General features: G+C 67.1%; 13 protein-coding genes. 8 read left to right on the top strand and 5 right to left on the bottom strand.

What is annotated here, in order from left to right; translation table 11 throughout:
* The first annotated feature begins 9 nt into the window (after positions 1-9).
* The 4 genes from ETR14_RS17155 to virB11 all read left to right on the top strand — a co-directional run bounded on the left by ETR14_RS17155 (position 10) and on the right by virB11 (position 5572).
* On the top strand, positions 10-2382 hold the full coding sequence (locus tag ETR14_RS17155; RefSeq protein WP_129386591.1) for a VirB4 family type IV secretion/conjugal transfer ATPase: 2373 nt from the start codon (positions 10-12) through the stop codon (positions 2380-2382).
* Positions 2383-2569: 187 nt separating this feature from the next.
* Positions 2570-3385 carry a virB8 family protein gene (locus ETR14_RS17150; protein WP_165356493.1) on the top strand — a complete coding sequence of 272 codons (816 nt, stop codon included), beginning with the start codon at positions 2570-2572 and terminating at the stop codon, positions 3383-3385.
* Between the two features lie 31 nt (positions 3386-3416).
* Positions 3417-4568: a TrbI/VirB10 family protein gene (locus tag ETR14_RS29275; protein WP_243455562.1), complete on the top strand. Its 1152-nt coding sequence runs from the start codon at positions 3417-3419 to the stop codon at positions 4566-4568.
* Entirely contained in the window at positions 4568-5572 is a 1005-nt protein-coding gene (gene virB11, locus ETR14_RS17140; RefSeq protein ID WP_129386585.1) for a P-type DNA transfer ATPase VirB11, read from the top strand. The genes ETR14_RS29275 and virB11 overlap by 1 nt, the downstream gene beginning before the upstream one ends.
* Positions 5573-5600: 28 nt before the next feature.
* Here virB11 and ETR14_RS17135 read toward each other — a convergent pair whose 3' ends face one another.
* From ETR14_RS17135 to ETR14_RS17115, 5 genes are all read right to left on the bottom strand, one after another.
* Entirely contained in the window at positions 5601-6629 is a 1029-nt protein-coding gene (locus tag ETR14_RS17135; RefSeq protein WP_129386583.1) for an NAD-dependent epimerase/dehydratase family protein, read from the bottom strand.
* Between the two features lie 114 nt (positions 6630-6743).
* Positions 6744-6932 (bottom strand): hypothetical protein, encoded by a 189-nt coding sequence (locus tag ETR14_RS17130; RefSeq protein WP_129386581.1) that lies wholly within the window; start codon positions 6930-6932, stop codon positions 6744-6746.
* Between the two features lie 192 nt (positions 6933-7124).
* Positions 7125-8099: an NAD(P)-dependent oxidoreductase gene (locus ETR14_RS17125; RefSeq protein WP_129386579.1), complete on the bottom strand. Its 975-nt coding sequence runs from the start codon at positions 8097-8099 to the stop codon at positions 7125-7127.
* Positions 8096-9082 carry an ATP-grasp domain-containing protein gene (locus ETR14_RS17120; protein ID WP_243455561.1) on the bottom strand — a complete coding sequence of 329 codons (987 nt, stop codon included), beginning with the start codon at positions 9080-9082 and terminating at the stop codon, positions 8096-8098. The genes ETR14_RS17125 and ETR14_RS17120 overlap by 4 nt, the downstream gene beginning before the upstream one ends.
* Positions 9079-9795 carry a metallophosphoesterase gene (locus ETR14_RS17115; protein WP_129386576.1) on the bottom strand — a complete coding sequence of 239 codons (717 nt, stop codon included), beginning with the start codon at positions 9793-9795 and terminating at the stop codon, positions 9079-9081. Before ETR14_RS17115 ends, ETR14_RS17120 begins: the two co-directional genes overlap by 4 nt.
* A 340-nt stretch (positions 9796-10135) precedes the next feature.
* Here ETR14_RS17115 and ETR14_RS17110 point away from each other — a divergent pair, with 340 nt between their 5' ends.
* The 4 genes from ETR14_RS17110 (at position 10136) to cysN (ending at position 16028) form a co-directional block, all read left to right on the top strand.
* Positions 10136-12418 (top strand): exopolysaccharide transport family protein, encoded by a 2283-nt coding sequence (locus tag ETR14_RS17110; protein ID WP_165356492.1) that lies wholly within the window; start codon positions 10136-10138, stop codon positions 12416-12418.
* 1 nt (position 12419) lies between these two features.
* On the top strand, positions 12420-13142 hold the full coding sequence (locus tag ETR14_RS17105) for a response regulator transcription factor (RefSeq protein ID WP_129386570.1): 723 nt from the start codon (positions 12420-12422) through the stop codon (positions 13140-13142).
* Between the two features lie 85 nt (positions 13143-13227).
* Positions 13228-14142, top strand: a complete 915-nt coding sequence (cysD, locus tag ETR14_RS17100) for a sulfate adenylyltransferase subunit CysD (RefSeq protein ID WP_206186099.1) — start codon at positions 13228-13230, stop codon at positions 14140-14142.
* Entirely contained in the window at positions 14142-16028 is a 1887-nt protein-coding gene (gene cysN / locus ETR14_RS17095; protein WP_129386567.1) for a sulfate adenylyltransferase subunit CysN, read from the top strand. Before cysD ends, cysN begins: the two co-directional genes overlap by 1 nt.
* Positions 16029-16072: the final 44 nt, after the last annotated feature.

The raw sequence follows: 16072 nt of genomic DNA, 5'->3' as shown, positions 1-16072 counted from the left end.
CGTCCGCCAATGCAACTCCTGCCGCCCCTGACCCGCGATCCAAAGGTGATCGCGCGCGAGCAGCCGGTCGGCCGTCATCTGCCTTATGCGCGGCACGTTGACGATCACACGATCGAGACTCGCGACGGCCTGTTGCTGCAGGTCATCCACCTGCGCGGCCTGCTGTTCGAGACCGCGGATACGGACGAGATCAACTATCGCAAGCGGCTGCGCGACGCGATGCTGCAGGCAATCGGATCGTCGCGCTTCGCCCTCTACCACCATATCGTCCGCCGCCGGGTCGAGGCGGACCTCCCCGCCGAGCATGAGGACCGCTTCTCGCGCGAGCTCGACGAAGCCTGGGCCGCGCGGCTCGCCGCCAGGCAGCTCTACGTCAACGATCTCTATCTCACTTTGGTAAGGCGACCGCTGCAGGGCCGCGTCGGCATCCTCGATCGCATTCGCGGCGCGCTCGGCCGCGCCGCCGAGGCCCCGGGCGCATCGACCGGCTATGAGCTGCGCCAGCTCGGCGCCGCCCGCGACGCCCTCGTCGCCGCCCTCGGCAATTACCAGCCGCGCCTGCTCGGCGTTCGCGACACCGAGCACGGCATCTGCTCCGAGCCGCTCGAATTCCTCTCCACCCTGCTTAACGCCGAGAGCCGGCCGGTGCTGCTGCCCAACCAGGATCTCGGCGACTATCTGCCCTACCGCCGGATCAGCTTCGGCCAGGAAAGCGTCGAGCTCGGCCGCACCGGCACCGCGCCGCGTGCCTTTCAGGGGATCGTCTCGATCAAGGATTATCCGGGGCAGACCCAGGCGGGGATGCTCGACGATCTGCTGCGCCTGCCGTTCGAGCTGACCATCTCGCAGAGCTTCGGCTTCGTCGATCGCCAGGCCGCGCTCTCCGGCATGAACCTGGCGCTGCGGCGGATGCGCTCGGCCGAGGACGAGGCGGTCAGCCTTCGTGCCGATCTGTCGCGCGCCAAGGACGACGTCGCCGCCGGCCGCGCCGCCTTCGGCGAGCATCACCTGACCATCGCCGTCCATGCCGACACGCCGGACGGGGTGGACGACGGCGTCGCCGAGATCCTCGCCGCGCTCGGCGATCTCGGCATCATCGCGGTGCGCGAGGAAATTGCGCTTGAGCCTGCGTTCTGGGCGCAATTCCCGGGCAACTTCAAATATATCGCGCGCAAGGGCCTGGTCTCAACCGCCAATTTCGCGGGCCTCGCCAGCGGCCACAATTTCCCGATCGGCCGTCCCTCCGACAACCATTGGGGCGACGCGGTGACCCTGCTGGAGACGACCGCCGCCGGGCCCTATTTCTTCAATTTCCACCAGGGCGATCTCGGCAATTTCACTGTCATCGGACCGTCCGGGTCCGGCAAGACGGTGGTGCTCAATTTCCTGCTCGCGCAGGCGCGCAAATTCCGGCCGCGGATCATCTTCTTCGACAAGGATCGCGGCGCCGAATTGTTCATCCGCGCGATCGGCGGCCGCTACGATCTGCTGCGCCCGGGTACGCCCTCCGGCCTCAACCCGCTGCAGATCGAGGACAGCCACGCCAATCGCCAGTTTCTGATTGGCTGGCTGGCGGTGCTCGCGGGCGGCGCCGACGTCGACGAAATGGCGCAGATCAAGGATGCGGTCGACGCCAATTTCGCTCAGCCCGCGGCCCACCGGCGCCTCCGCAACATCGCCGAATTGTTCCGCGGCGGCCATCGCGCCCACTCGGCCGATCTGTGGGCGCGGCTGCGGCCGTGGTGGGGCGAGGGCGAGCGCGCCTGGCTGTTCGACAATGCGCAGGATCTGACCGATCTCACCGCCGCCTCGGTCGGCTTCGACATGACCCAGATCCTCGACGATCCCGCGGTCCGTACCCCGGCGATGATGTATCTCTTCCACCGCGTCGAGGAGCGGCTGGACGGATCGCCGGCGATCATCGTCGTCGACGAAGGCTGGAAGGCGCTCGACGACGAGGTCTTCGTCCGCCGCATCAAGGATTGGGAAAAGACGATCCGCAAGCGCAACGGCATCGTCGGCTTCGCCACCCAGAGCGCCCAGGACGCGCTTGAGAGCCGCATCGCCAGCGCGATCATCGAGCAGGCGGCCACCCAGATCTTCATGGCCAATCCCAAGGCGCGCGAGTCCGATTATGTCGAGGGCTTCGGCCTCACCCCGCACGAATATGAGATCGTGCGGACATTGCCGGATTCGTCCCACAGCTTCCTGATCAAGCACGGCACGGACAGCGTCGTCGTCCGCCTCGACCTCTCGGGTGAGCGCCAATTGCTGACCATTCTCTCCGGGCGCGAAAGGACGGTGCGGATCCTTGACGAGGTCAGAGCGGAAACGGGCGACGATCCCGAGGCCTGGATCCCCCGGCTGCTGGAGCGGGTCTGATGGTGCATCGTCCTCCTTCGGCCTCTTCCGGACAAGCCTCGGCCGGCGCCGGTCGCGGGCGCCGCTCACCAATCACGGCGCCTTCCGGACGAGCCGGGCTTCGCGTCGGCAGAGCGGTGGCGAGATCCAGTCCGGTCGCCTTGACAGCGGCAGGGATGCCGATCGATGTTGTTGACCGGATATGGCCATGAGCCGGGACGCCGCGCCCGAGCCGCCCGTCTGCGCGAGCGAAACGCCGGCCGCAACGCCCGGACGGCCAGCATATCCGCAGCGGGGATTCCGGATCGGGCTGATCGTCGCTTCCGGAGCAGCCCTTGTCGCATTGTGCGGGGCGTTCGCGCTGGCCCTTTTCGTCCCGATGAAGACGGCTACGCCCGTCATGCTCCTCGTCGATCGCCGGACCGGACATGTGCAGGCGATCGGCGCCGGCGCCGCCGGCACGGGTGCCGCCGATGCCGTGCTCAGGCGCAGCCTCCTCGTCCAATATACTGTCGCGCGGGAAAGCTTCGATCGCGACATCCTCCAGCACCAGTATCGCAAGGTCTCATCCTGGTCGGCAGGCCCCGCGCGCGCAGACTATGTCCGCACCATGGAGGCCTCCAACCCGGACAGCCCGCTGCGACGCATCACCCGCAACAGCGTGGTCGAAGTGAACGTGGAAAGCATGACAGACCTCGGTCCGGATGTCGCGATGGTGCGTTTCGACACCGTTCGAAGGGATGCGAACAACCGCTCGGAGCGTACCGGAACCTGGGCGGCCCTCCTCCGCTACCGGTTCGGGGCCGACCTTCCCCCCGAGCAACGCTTCACCAACCCTCTCGGCTTCCAGGTCGTTCGCTATCGCAGGGATCCGGAGGTGCTGCCCGGGCCGGAATCGCCGGTGACGCCGGCGCCGCGAACCGGCAGCCGGGCGGTTGCCCCGGAACGCGAGCCGGAACCCGCTTCCCCTTCCGCCGCCGCGCAGGCTAGCGTGGTTCCCGAAGGGCAGGAGTCGGAACGGTGAAAAGACCGGTTCGCGCTCCGGACAGGCGGTGATGGCCAGTATCGACCGATATACGGATCCGCGCGTTGACGGGCAGCCGACCGCGCAAGCCGAGGTCGAGCCGGTCGTCGCCAGGCGCAGTTCGGGCAAGACGCTGTGGCTGCTGGTCGTCCTGGCCGGCGCGGCCGCGGTGATCCTGTTCCTCTTCCTCGAGTCGCGGCGCAGACAGGCTTCCGAGACCCGCGTCGAGGACTCTTCGGGAGGCGGGAATTTCCCCGCTCCACCGCCTCCCCTCTACGTTCCGCCCGACCTTCGAACGCCGCCATCCTTGCAGGCGCCGTCGGCGGGGACGGCGACCATGACGGCCCGCATTCCGCCGGAGGCGCGGCTCGTGCCCGCGCCGCCGCAACCGATGGCGTTGCCGCCCCAGGCTCCGTCCCCCGCATCGGCTGCGCCGGAGCCGGAGGTCTACGCGCCGTCGGTCATGCCCCCGGTCGGTCCGCCGCCGCAGGTGCGCGCGGATCCCGGCCCCGCTCTGGTGATCGACACGACCGGCCCCGCCGCCGCAGGCGCGCCCAGCGACGCCGCCCCGACAGGCGCCCCGACCGGCACGGAGGCGGGCGCGCTCGGCGCCCGTGCCCGCGCAGCCATGCTTGCCAACCGGGAGACCACCGTGCCGCAGGGTACCCTGATCCCCGCCGTGCTCGAAACGGCGTTCGACTCCAGCCGTCCCGGCTTTGCCAGGGCGATCGTCGCCCGCGACGTTCGAGGCTTCGGCGGCACCCGAGTGCTCATTCCCCGCGGCAGCCGCCTGATCGGCGAGTATCGGGCGGACGGGACTCCGGGCCAGAAGCGGGCCTTGATCAACTGGGTTCGGCTGATCCGACCCGATGGCGCAACGATCGCGATCGGCTCTCCGACCACCGACACGCTGGGTCGCGGCGGGGTACGCGCGAGCGTCGACACCCATTTCTTCCAGCGCTTCGCCGGCGCGATCCTGCAATCGGCCGTCGACATCGGGGTGGCGCTGGCGTCGCGGAGCAACAATGCCTCGGTCATCGTGGCGGCGCCCGGCAGCACTGCCGTGGCCGGGACTTTTGCCCCGTCCGAGCCGATCCGGCCGACGCTCAAGGTCGCGGCAGGCCGGAGCATCGGCGTATTCGTCGCCCGGGATCTGGACTTCACGGGCGTCGGGGCACGCTGATGGCGGCGGGCGCGCAGGGTGCTACGGGCATCTACCTCCAAAGCTATCTCGCGCCGCTGCGTGCGGTACTCGAGCGGCCGGACATCACCGACATCTACGTCAACGGGCCCGGCGAGATCTGGTTCGAGACGATGGCCGGCGCAATCGAAAGCAAGCCCGTGCCGGAGCTCGATGAAACCACGCTATGGCGCCTCGCCCGCCAGATCGCGGCGATGTCGCACCAGGGCATCAGCCGCGAGCATCCGCTGCTGTCGGCGATCCTGCCGGACGGTTCCCGGGTCCAGGTGGTCGCACCGCCGGCGACGCGCGGCCATCTGGCGCTTGCCATTCGCAAGCACGTCCAGACGGATCTCAGCCTTGCCGATTATGTCGAGGCCGGAGCGCTGAACGATGTCACGATCCAGGCCGGCGTCGACCATCACGGTGTCGACGCCGCGCTCGACCAGCGCCTGCGCCGCGGCGATGTCGCCGGAGTGCTGGCAGAGGCGGTCCGCGCCCGCAAGAACATCCTCATCTCCGGGGGAACCTCCACCGGCAAGACCACTTTCCTCAATGCGCTGCTTCGGGAGATCCCCCCGGAGGAACGCCTGATCTTCGTCGAGGATACGCCCGAGCTTCAGATCCGGCAGGCCAACGCGGTCGGCCTGGTCGCCGCCCGCAGCCGGCTGGGCGAGAGCGAAGTCACCGCCAACGACCTCGTTGCGGCATCCCTGCGGATGCGCCCCGACCGGATCATTCTCGGAGAGCTCAGGGGCGAGGAAGCCTATGCCTTCCTGCGGGCGGTGAACACGGGACATCCCGGATCGATGACCACCGTTCATGCCGATTCCGCGGAGCGGGCGGTCGAGCAGATCGCTCTGCTCGTGCTGCAGGGCGGCACCCGGCTCGGCCGTGAGGACGTTCATTTCTACGTGGAGAGGACGATCGATGTCTTCGTCCAGCTCAGCCGCTCCGGCGGGCGGCGACACGTCTCCCAGGTGGTGCTCAACGAGCATAGCCGCTGAGCATCGCCGATTGTCGCCGCGGCGCGGTTCAGGCGGCGGCGCGGCCTGCGGACGCGTTGCCCTGATAGTCGCGAAACCACTGGACGAAGCGGGGAATGCCGACGTCGATCGGGGTCGTGGGGCGGAAGCCGAGATCCCGTTCGATCGCGCTGATGTCGGCGAAGGTGTCGCGGACGTCGCCCGGCTGGATCGGCATCAACCGTCGCATCGCAGGACGACCGCAACTGCGCTCGATCAGGTCGATCATCCTGGTCAGTTCCTCGGAACGATTGTTTCCGATATTGTAGAGGCGATGTGGCGCCCGGCTCCCGCCGGCCTTTTCGCAGCCGTCGTCAGCGGGCGGATTGTCGAGGCAGGCGACGACGCCGCTGACGATGTCATCGACATAGGTGAAGTCCCGCCGCATGTCGCCTTCGCCATAGACGTCGATCGGACGGCCTTGGAGGATCGCGCTGGTGAAGATCCACATCGCCATGTCGGGCCGGCCCCAGGGCCCGTACACGGTGAAGAAGCGGAGCCCGGTCTGCGGCAGGCGGTAAAGGTGCGCATAGGTCTCGCTCATCAGCTCGTCGGCCTTCTTGGTCGCCGCATAGAGGCTGAGCGGGTGGTCGACACGATCCTCGACCCGGAAGGGAAGGCTGTCGTTGCCGCCATAGACCGAGGAGGAGGAAGCGTAGACGAGATGACGGGAGCCGCGGGCGCGGGCGATTTCCAGCAGGTTGAGATGTCCCACGAGATTGGACTGGGCATAAGCGCGGGGGTTGAGGATCGAGTAGCGCACCCCGGCCTGCGCGCCAAGGTGCACGATGGCGTCGAAGGACGTTCCGGCGAGGCCGCTCTCGAGCGCGTGCCAGTCGGAAAAGTCGATCCGGCGGAAATCGAAGCGATCGCCATGGCCCGATTGCAGGACGCGCAGGCGGTCCTGCTTGAGGGAGGTCGCATAATAATCGTTGAGACTGTCAATGCCGATGACCTGATCGCCGCGAGCGAGCAGGTGCGCGGCAACATGAAAGCCGATGAAACCGGCGGCGCCGGTCACGAGTATCTTCTGCGTCATCTGTTTCGTCCTCGCTGGTAACGGCCGCAGCCGGCACCCGACACTGCCCGAAGCTTCCGTGTGCTCAGGGCTCGCCCGGGCTTTTCTCATGTCTGCAGGCGCGGTGGGTCCGGATCAGAGGATCGGACAGCCGGATTCGTCATAGACGATCCCGGTGAAGTCGGAGACGAACCCGGGCTTGCCGGCTCCCGCCGGTTCGCGACCGCGCGGCGAAGACGCATGGGCCTTGGCGGCGCCATCCCGTGCCTTCTCCCCTTCCCGACTAGCCGGCGATCCGCCGCCGCCCGTCACCCTTCCCCCCACGAGAACCTCCCGCTTCGTGATCGATGATCGGCACTGTAGGCACCGGCATCGTGGGGTCGCCAGTTGGCCATCCGGCCAATCCGCGGACCTTTCGAGCAAGGAAGGGTGATCGTTCGGATGATCTCACGGGTGGGTTGCCGCCCGGAAACATGACAATCGGTGCAGAAAGCCGCCCGAACTTCGCAAGGGAGTTCACCATCTGCCGTCAGTGCATTGTTGCACGACTGCCGGTGCGGGCCCGGCATTGGCCGCGAACTTCCCGCCACCATGATCGAGCGCGGCGAGCATGACCGCGAGGCCATGCTCGAGCGGCGTCGGCCCCCAGCCCAGCGCCTCAAGCTTTTCAATCGCAAGCGGCGCGAATCCGAAGTCGGCGGTATCGCCGCCCGGCCGGATATCCAGGCGCTGCTCGTCCTCACCGGCGATCGCGAGCAGGTGGCAAGCGATGTCTCGGATGGTAGCGCGCTGCCCCGACCCGACATTGTAGACGCCGCTCACCCCGCCTTCCAGACAGCGCAGCAACGCGGCCACGACATCATTCACCTGGACGAAATCGGCGCCGAAGCGGCCACCGTCGATCAGCCTGAGCCTCTCACCGCTGCGCAGGGCACGGATCAGGGCGGGCACGGCACCCTTGCTCTGTCCGGCGCCATAGACCGAGGAGAGGCGAAGCGTCGTGAGGCCGATCCCGCCGGCGGCGCAGGATGCGCCGGCAAGCAGCTCTTGAGCGATCTTGGACGCAAGATAATAGACGCGGCTGACCGGGTAGAGTGCAGCCTCCTCGTCGGGCCGCTCGACCCAGGGCGCGTAGGCATTCGCACTGGTCGTCTGCAGCAGTCGCCCGACCCCGGCCGCCCGCATCGCCTCCACCAGCCGCAACGTGCCGAACGCATTTGCGGCCATGCACGTTTTCGCTTCGGAAGGATCGAAATGATCCGGCGGAACCCTCGCCGCGAGATGGATGACCGCGTCGACATCCTCCAGGAGCACGGGATCGAGCGGCTCTTCCCCAAGCAGGTCGAACCGCCTGGCGTCCGCTCCGGACAGGCCGGCAGGATCGCGAAGGAGCAGCCGCACGTCATGAACGCCGCGCACGGCCTCGACGAAGCGGCGGCCGATAAAGCCGGTGCCGCCCGTCACGGCAAGCAGGAGTCGCCTGCCCGTCATTTGACCTGCTCGACCGCCTCGCGGGTCACCACCGTTTCGCTGAGATGGCGAAGGATGATCGCCTCACGCACATCCGGTGCGACGATCGGCTCGTCCAGCAGGACATGTCTCAGGCACATTTCCACCTCGTTGAACCCGACGAGCGCGCGCAGCGGGGTCGCACCCGAGAAGCGCGCGTTGATCTCGAACACGCGCGGCCTGCCCTGACGGTCGGTCCTGAACTGGAAATTGGCGGGCCCGAACGGCGCAAGCGCCTCTCCAAGCCTGCGCACTTCCGCATTCAGCGCGTCATAGGCGCCGGAATAAGCGCGGAAGGTGTTCCCATCCCTCAGGTCCCGCCGCATGACGATGGACGCCGCCGCGACTCCGTCGAACACCAGCACGCTTGCGGTATATTCGGTGTCGGAAGTGCCCACGCACTCCTGGACGACCAGCCCGCTCCGCCCCCGTATCGCGTCGTCCAGCTCCTGCCGGTCGTGTACCACGGAGACGCCGACGGAACGGGCACCGACGCGCGGCTTCACGACCAGTGGGAAACCGACCTTCGACAGCAGGGCTTCCACTGACGGCCCGTCCTCAGCGCGCGCCGATGCGGGCGGATCGAAGCCATGGTCGCGCAGAAACTCGAACGTGCGGAATTTGTCGTCGGCGATCGCCACCACCTCAGGCGCGCTGACGATGATCCGGGTGTCGAACCGCGCTTCGAGCGCCGGCCGGTGCGCCGCGAATGCGGCGAGCTCGACGTCCGTCCCGACGAGCACGACATCGGGCCGCTCGCGCTCGAGCAGGCTGGCGATCGCCTCGACGTAAGAGGGGTCGTCCGCGAGCGGCACGCGATAGGCGGTATCGCCCCAGTAGAGCCCGGCGGACAGGGGATTTGGGTCGGTGACGACGATCGTCGCGTCGAGCTCCGACCGGCGCAGCGCGAGAATGATGCCTTGGCCGAGAACGGCGCCTCCGCCGGTTACGACTGCCTTGATCATGAATAATACCTGCAGATGCGATCTTTTGTGTCGTCCGAAAGATCGGTTGCGCGAACGGCACGGACGAGAGTGCCCCATTCCACGGACACGGGCCGACGCTCCGCCAGCAGCCTCCCTCCGGCCCAGCATATCAGCGTCCACTCGCTCGTCCGAGCCGCATCGCGCGGCTGCCCGACCGAGCCGACGGTCAGGACGGTGCGGCGTCCGTCCGCATGGCGGCGATAGCGATGGGTATGGCCGAACAGACCGGCGCTCAGTCCGCGGGCGGCGAGCGCGGATGCGGCGGCCTCGAGGTCCTCGGACGTCCGAAGATAGGACCAGTCTCCCGGGCCGTTGGGATTGGCGTGCGCGGCAAGGAGACCGTCCCGCGACCACTCGTCGCGCCATGCAAACCCGCCCAGACTTCGTCCCTGGAGGCGCTCGCAGGTCCAGTCCACCGACTCCCGTATCCAGGGCGGGATCGTCAGTTCGTAGCCGGGGCAGCCGCTTTCCCTGTCGAGATAGATCGAGTCATGATTGCCGCGCACGAGCAGCGCGCCGTCGCGTTCCACGGCATCCTCCACGAGATCGAGCGTCTCCGCCGGCTCGGCGCCGTAGGTCAGAAGGTCTCCGAGAATGAGGAGCTGGTCGAAGCCCGTGTCGCGCGCCGCCGCGAGCGCCGCGCGCAGCGGGCCGGCGGCAGCATGAACGTCACTGATGACGGCAATCCTCATCGAGCCCCCTGCACCGGCGGCAATGCGCGCGGTTCCCGGTTCGCTTAGCGGAAGACCACCGGCCTCGGCAGGCGAACAACGGTCGTAAGCCTTATGCGCAAGGCCTAACCATTCCGGCTGAGCGACCTGCGCGACAGGGCTTCCCGCCGCGCCGGCGTGTCGGTCGGGAAGCACGAAAGGGCTAGTTGGCGGCCGCTTCCTCCCAAAGGCCTAACCACTATGCCCTTGCCTTTTCTCCCAAGGGCTTTTGCGTGGCGCCACTCCACCTTGCAGGATCATGCGACGTGGCGCCCGACGCAGGGGCGCCGAGCCTGCAGGCGCAAGGTTGCGGAGAAGAGAGATGAACGTTCAGGCTCGACTGCTCGGTCCAACCGCTCCAAGCGACGGCGGCGGCGCCGCGCCTCGCTCTATGACCAGCCCCGTTCACGCGAACCAGCTGCTGTCGATACGGCAGATGTGGAGCATCATCCGCCGCCGCAAGATCCTGCTGTTCCTGGTCGTCGCCCTTGTCACCGGCGCGGTCACGATCTCCCAATTGCTGACGCCGCGCCTCTATGAAGCCGTCGCCACCACACAGGTCGAGCTGAATGACGCCACCGGCGCCAACCAGGCCGACGTCGCCGCGCGCAATCAGCAGCGTGTCGCGAACGAGGCGCGCCTCTACCGATCCCGTGCCCTGGCCGAGAAAGTCGTGCGCGACCTCGATCTCATCCATGATCCGCGCTTCATGCTGCAGGCCGACAATGGCGATCCCGACCGGGCGATCCTGCGCGCCAGCGCGAGGCTCGAGAACATGACCAAGATCAACAGCACGGGCGACTCGGACCTGATCGACATCGTCGTGCAATCACGTTCGCCGGAACTTGCGGCCCGAATCGCCAACCAGTTCGTAGACAGCCTCCAGGAGCTGAAGTTCGGCCGGCGCAACATCCGCAAGGAGCGTACCGCGATCGCGCTCGCCGGCGAGCGCGACCGGCTTGCCGCTGAGACCCAGGCGGCCGAGCAGGCGATCGCAGACTTCCGACGCCAGCATGGCATGCTGGCCGGTGCCGGCGGCCCGGAGGATTATCAGCAGCTGAACCGGATCGCCGTCGAGGCGGCATCGGCAAGTGCGGCACGCGCGGCGATGGCCGCCCGCACCGCCGGCATGCCGGGCGCCGATACCCTCTATCGGGCGAATGCCGGCAAATCCGCGCTGCTCGAGCAGCAGCAGCGCCAATATGAGGATCTGATGCGGCAGCGCTCGGACCTCAAGGTCACCTACGGCGCCCGCCATCCCGAAATGCAGCGGATCGATGCGCAGCTCGCTGAGATCCGGGGTGGCATCGAACGCGAGCAGCTCGCGAGCGCGCGCGCCGAGCGGGACCGGGCCAACGCCGCCGCTGCACGGGAACGTCAGCTTGCCGCGAGCGAGGCCGCAGCGGCTGCCGCCCGCGCCAGCACGCTGGAGAGCCGGGTCGGCGTGATTCGGTCCAAGGCCTTCTCGAACAGCGAAAATCTCGTGCAGCTCGCGGCCCTGGAGCGCCGGGCCGAGGTCCTCAAGCAGAGCTACATCGTCACCGCGCAGCGTGCCCAGGACGTCCGTGCGGAGCTCAAGACCACCGGCGTCAACTCCTCGCTCATCTCGCAGGCGACGGTTCCGGACCAGCCGGTGGCGCCGGCACCCAAGAAGGCCGCGCTCGCCGCATTTTCCGGCTCGATGATCCTCGGGCTCCTGCTCATCTTCGCCCTCGAGATGTTCGACAACCGGATCTGGTCGAGCGAGCAGATCGCGCAGCTGTTCGGCTTGCGGACGTTCGCCATGTTCCCGAAGGTCAACGCGGCGACGCTCACCGACGCGGACGGTAGCCTCGTCACGCGGCAGCCCCACTCGGTCTATGCCGAAGTCGCTCGCAACCTGTTCGCGGAAGTCGAGCATCTCGCGCCCGAAAACACGCATAACAGCGTTCTGGTGACCTCGCCCTTACCCGGCGCGGGCAAGTCCATGGTCGCGGTCGCCCTTGTCGCCGCGGCTGCGGCGGCGGGACGGCGGGCGGTCGTCGTGGACCTCGATTTCCGCAACCGGAACAAGGGCATTTCCCCTTTGGAAGGAGATCTCTCGCAAGGCCCCGACCTGATGGACTATCTGGTCGGCGGCGCGCAGACGACCAGGCTGCTGCCGCCGCCCGAGCCCGCCGAAAGCGCGCGCGACGCGCCGACCTACACGCCGGTCGTGCTGGCCTCGAGGAGCAGTGCCGATCCTGCCGCCTTCATCCGCCTCACCCAGATCCGCCGCCTGCTCGGAGACCTTCGCAACGATTTCGATCTGGTCGTGATCAACGCGCCGTCGGTTCTCTCCGTCCGCGATGCGCGCACGATCGTCGGCCTTGCGGACAGCACGATCATGGTCGTCCAATGGGGCAAGACCACGATCGAACAGATGCGGGCGGCGAGCCAGATCCTTCAGGAGCAGGTCGATGGCGCCGTGATCAACCGGGTCGACTATGCCGAGCATGCCAAGCGCGGGCATGGCGACCCGCTGCAATTCTACGCGGCGTCGGTGGCGACTTACGACGAAGAGAAGGAGCGCCCCGCCTGGTTCGCGAGACTGCGCCGCGGCGCGCGCCGGCACGAGGCCGCGTGAGGTGGACACGACCGCCGCATTCGGCACCGCTGGATTGCTGACAATGGACCGTCACCAGAAGACCTGTGTCGTGCTGATCGATCCGCGGCCCTTCACACGTGCATGCACGTCCGCGGGCCTCGTCGCGGCACCGGACTTCCAGGTCCATGCCTTCGACCGGCTCGCCGCGGCGGGCGAGATCGCCAGTCCCGACCTCGTGCTGCTCCAGCACGAGCGTGCCGCAGAGAATATGGCGACGCTGACGGAAGACGTGCGCGACGCCATGCGACGATGGCCGGGTGCCCTGATCCTCGTCGTCACGCCGGATGGCGATGCGGAGCGGCTGCTCGAAGCGCTTCAATGCGGTGTGCGCGGTGTGCTGACGACGGACACCAATCTCCAGGCGGTGATCTCGACAATCCGCCTGCTGACCGCCGATCTCGTCGTCTACCCGCGCGCGGCGATCAATCTGATCCGGAGCGCACTGTCGGGAAGCGGTGAAGATGCGGCGAGCCCCGCCGGCGACGAATGGGCCGAACGCGACACCTTCAGTCAATTGACGCCTCGACAGCAGGAAGTGGTCCGGCTGCTCGCGCTGGGCATGTCGAACCGCGCGATCGCCAACCTGCTCAACATCAGCGAGAGCACGGTCAAGGTCCACATACGATCGGTCATGACGCAGACCGGGGTCAGCAACCGGACCCAGATCGTCGCGCAGTTCATGAGTCATTTGTCTCAGACGTGATGGAGGTCATGTGCAAAGTCCGATCGAACCGCAGCGGCCGTTGACCGCCGCGCCACAGCCGCTCCCGGCGGCCACCGGGCAAGGCATTCGCAATGCCGGGCGGGCGGCGGGATCCAGCCACCTCGACCGTCTCGAGGCGGAGAGCATCCACATCATCCGCGAGGTGGCCGCCGAGGCCGAGCGACCGGTCATGCTCTACAGCATCGGCAAGGATTCCGCGGTGATGCTGCATCTCGCGCGGAAGGCCTTCTACCCGTCGCCGCTGCCGTTTCCGCTGCTCCATGTCGACACCACCTGGAAGTTCCGCGACATGTATGCGCTCCGCGACAGGGTCGCGGCCGAACCCGGCATCGAGCTGCTCGTCCATCGCAATCCGGAAGCGGAGAGAATGGGCATCACGCCTTTCCACGGGCCCATCCACACCGACATGTGGAAGACCGAGGGCCTGAAGCAGGCACTCGACAAGTTCGGTTTCGACGCGGCCTTCGGCGGTGCCCGGCGGGACGAGGAAAAGTCACGCGCCAAGGAACGGATCTTCTCGTTCCGCACGGCCGCCCATCGCTGGGATCCGAGGACGCAGCGTCCCGAATTGTGGCGGCTCTACAATGCACGCAAGGATCGGGGCGAATCGATCCGGGTGTTCCCGTTGTCGAACTGGACCGAGCTCGACGTCTGGCGGTATATCGCGCGGGAAGCCATCGAGATCGTGCCGCTTTATTTCGCCGCGCCACGGCCGACCGTGGAACGCGACGGCGTCCTGTACATGGTCGACGACGGGCGTTTCCCGCTCCGTCCGGGCGAAGCGCCGACGCTGAGATCGGTGCGCTTCCGCACGCTCGGCTGTTACCCGCTCACCGGCGCAGTCCTCAGCGAGGCGCGCACGATCTCCGAGATCATCGACGAGACTTCGCTGTCGACGACTTCGGAGCGTCAGGGCCGCGCCATCGACAGCGACCAGGCGGCCAGCATGGAGAAGAAGAAGCTCGAGGGGTATTTCTGATGAACATGGCGTCCGCTCTTGCACAGATCGCGCTTCCCGACGTCGACGCGTCGGGCGACAAGAACCTTCTTCGGTTCATTACCTGCGGTTCGGTCGATGACGGCAAGTCGACCCTGATCGGGCGGCTTCTGTTCGACTCGAAATCCCTGCTCGCCGACCAGGTGGAAGCGCTCGAGCGGGAATCGCGCGTGCACGGGACCACAAGCGAGGGGCTCGATTTCGCGCTGCTCGTCGACGGGCTTTCCGCCGAGCGCGAGCAAGGCATCACCATCGATGTCGCCTACCGGATGTTCGAGACTGCAAACCGGCGGTTCATCGTCGCCGACACCCCTGGCCACGAGCAATATACACGCAACATGATCACCGGTGCCTCGACCGCGGACGCCGCGATCATCCTGGTCGACGCCCGCAAGGGCGTGCTGACGCAGACCCGGCGTCACAGCTATCTTTGCCATCTGGTCGGCATCCGCAACGTGGTGCTCGCCGTCAACAAGATGGATCTGGTCGGCTACAGTCGGGAGCGGTTCGACGAGATCGTTGAGGATTATCGCGCGTTCGCTCAATCGCTGGGGATCGAGAACGTCGTGCCGATCCCGCTTTGCGGTCTGTCGGGCGAGAATGTCGCGAGCCGCTGCTCCAAAATGCACTGGCATCACGGGCCAACATTGCTGGACTATCTGGATTCGGTGGTGGTCGATGGGGAACGGCTCGTCGAACTTCCGTTCACGATGGTCGTCCAGTGGGTGAACCGTCCCAATTCGAGCTTCCGCGGATTCTCCGGCCTCGTGACCACCGGACTTCTTTGTCCCGGCGACGCCGTGCGCGTTCTTCCGTCGGGACGCACCACCACCATCGAGCGCATCGTGACCATGGACGGCGACCTGCCGGCGGCAGCGGCTGGCCAGGCGGTCACGGTGACCTTTACCGACGAGGTCGACTGTGCCCGCGGCGATGTGCTGTCGGCGTCGGCCGACCCGATCGAGGTGGCCGACCAGTTCGAGGCGACGCTGGTCTGGCTCGGCGAGGATCCGATGCTTCCCCAGCGTCCCTATCTGCTGAAGATGGGGGCCAACACCGTTCCCGTGCGCATCACGGACCTCAAATACCAGGTCGACGTGAATACGCTCGGCCAGGAGGCAGGCAAGACGCTGCCGCTGAATGGAATCGGCGTCGTGAACCTCGCGGCCGACAGGGCCCTTCCCTTCATGCCCTATGCACGAAGTGCCGATCTCGGCGGCTTCATCATCATTGACCGGCTGACGAACAACACGGTCGGTGCCGGCATGATCCATTTCGCCTTGCGGCGTTCGCACAACATACAATGGCAGGCGCTCGAGGTCAGTCGCGAAGCGCATGCCGCCCAGAAGGCACAGCAGCCGAAACTGCTCTGGTTCACCGGCCTGTCCGGGTCGGGAAAGTCGACGATCGCCAATCTGGTCGAAAAGAAGTTGCTCGCGCTCGGCAAGCACAGCTTTCTCCTGGACGGCGACAACGTGCGTCACGGCCTCTGCCGGGATCTAGGGTTCACCGATGCCGACCGGGTCGAGAATGTCCGACGGGTCGCGGAGGTCGCGCGCCTGATGACCGATGCGGGGTTGATCGTGCTCACGGCCTTCATCTCGCCGTTCCGCGCGGAACGCGACATGGTCCGAAGCATGTTCGGGCGCGACTTCATCGAGATCCATGTCGACACGCCCCTGGACGTCGCGGAGATGCGGGACGTCAAGGGCCTGTATCGCAAGGCCCGGGCAGGCGCGCTGCGCAACTTCACGGGCATCGACTCGCCCTATGAAGCGCCGGAGGCGCCGGACCTCCGCATCGACACGACCGCGATCTCGCCCGAGGACGCGGCGGAGCAGATCGTCGCGCTGCTTCTCGAACGTTGATGTTTCCGGGGGTCGCCGGGCGGTTCGTCCCGGGCCTTCAACCT

The sequence above is a fragment of the Sphingosinicella sp. BN140058 genome, from assembly GCF_004135585.1.
Lineage (GTDB): Bacteria > Pseudomonadota > Alphaproteobacteria > Sphingomonadales > Sphingomonadaceae > Allosphingosinicella.
The sequence above is the reverse complement of the archived record's forward strand: the minus strand, read 5'-3'. Positions and strand labels throughout refer to the sequence as shown.

What these genes read in the sequence shown, in the direction of transcription:
- ETR14_RS17155 (WP_129386591.1), top strand. Translation starts at nt 10, where the DNA reads ATGCAACTCCTGCCGCCCCTGACCCGCGATCCAAAGGTGATCGCGCGC.
- ETR14_RS17150 (WP_165356493.1), top strand. Translation starts at nt 2,570, where the DNA reads ATGAGCCGGGACGCCGCGCCCGAGCCGCCCGTCTGCGCGAGCGAAACG.
- ETR14_RS29275 (WP_243455562.1), top strand. Translation starts at nt 3,417, where the DNA reads ATGGCCAGTATCGACCGATATACGGATCCGCGCGTTGACGGGCAGCCG.
- virB11 (WP_129386585.1), top strand. Translation starts at nt 4,568, where the DNA reads ATGGCGGCGGGCGCGCAGGGTGCTACGGGCATCTACCTCCAAAGCTAT.
- ETR14_RS17135 (WP_129386583.1), bottom strand. Translation starts at nt 6,629, where the DNA reads ATGACGCAGAAGATACTCGTGACCGGCGCCGCCGGTTTCATCGGCTTT.
- ETR14_RS17125 (WP_129386579.1), bottom strand. Translation starts at nt 8,099, where the DNA reads ATGACGGGCAGGCGACTCCTGCTTGCCGTGACGGGCGGCACCGGCTTT.
- ETR14_RS17120 (WP_243455561.1), bottom strand. Translation starts at nt 9,082, where the DNA reads ATGATCAAGGCAGTCGTAACCGGCGGAGGCGCCGTTCTCGGCCAAGGC.
- ETR14_RS17115 (WP_129386576.1), bottom strand. Translation starts at nt 9,795, where the DNA reads ATGAGGATTGCCGTCATCAGTGACGTTCATGCTGCCGCCGGCCCGCTG.
- ETR14_RS17110 (WP_165356492.1), top strand. Translation starts at nt 10,136, where the DNA reads ATGAACGTTCAGGCTCGACTGCTCGGTCCAACCGCTCCAAGCGACGGC.
- cysN (WP_129386567.1), top strand. Translation starts at nt 14,142, where the DNA reads ATGAACATGGCGTCCGCTCTTGCACAGATCGCGCTTCCCGACGTCGAC.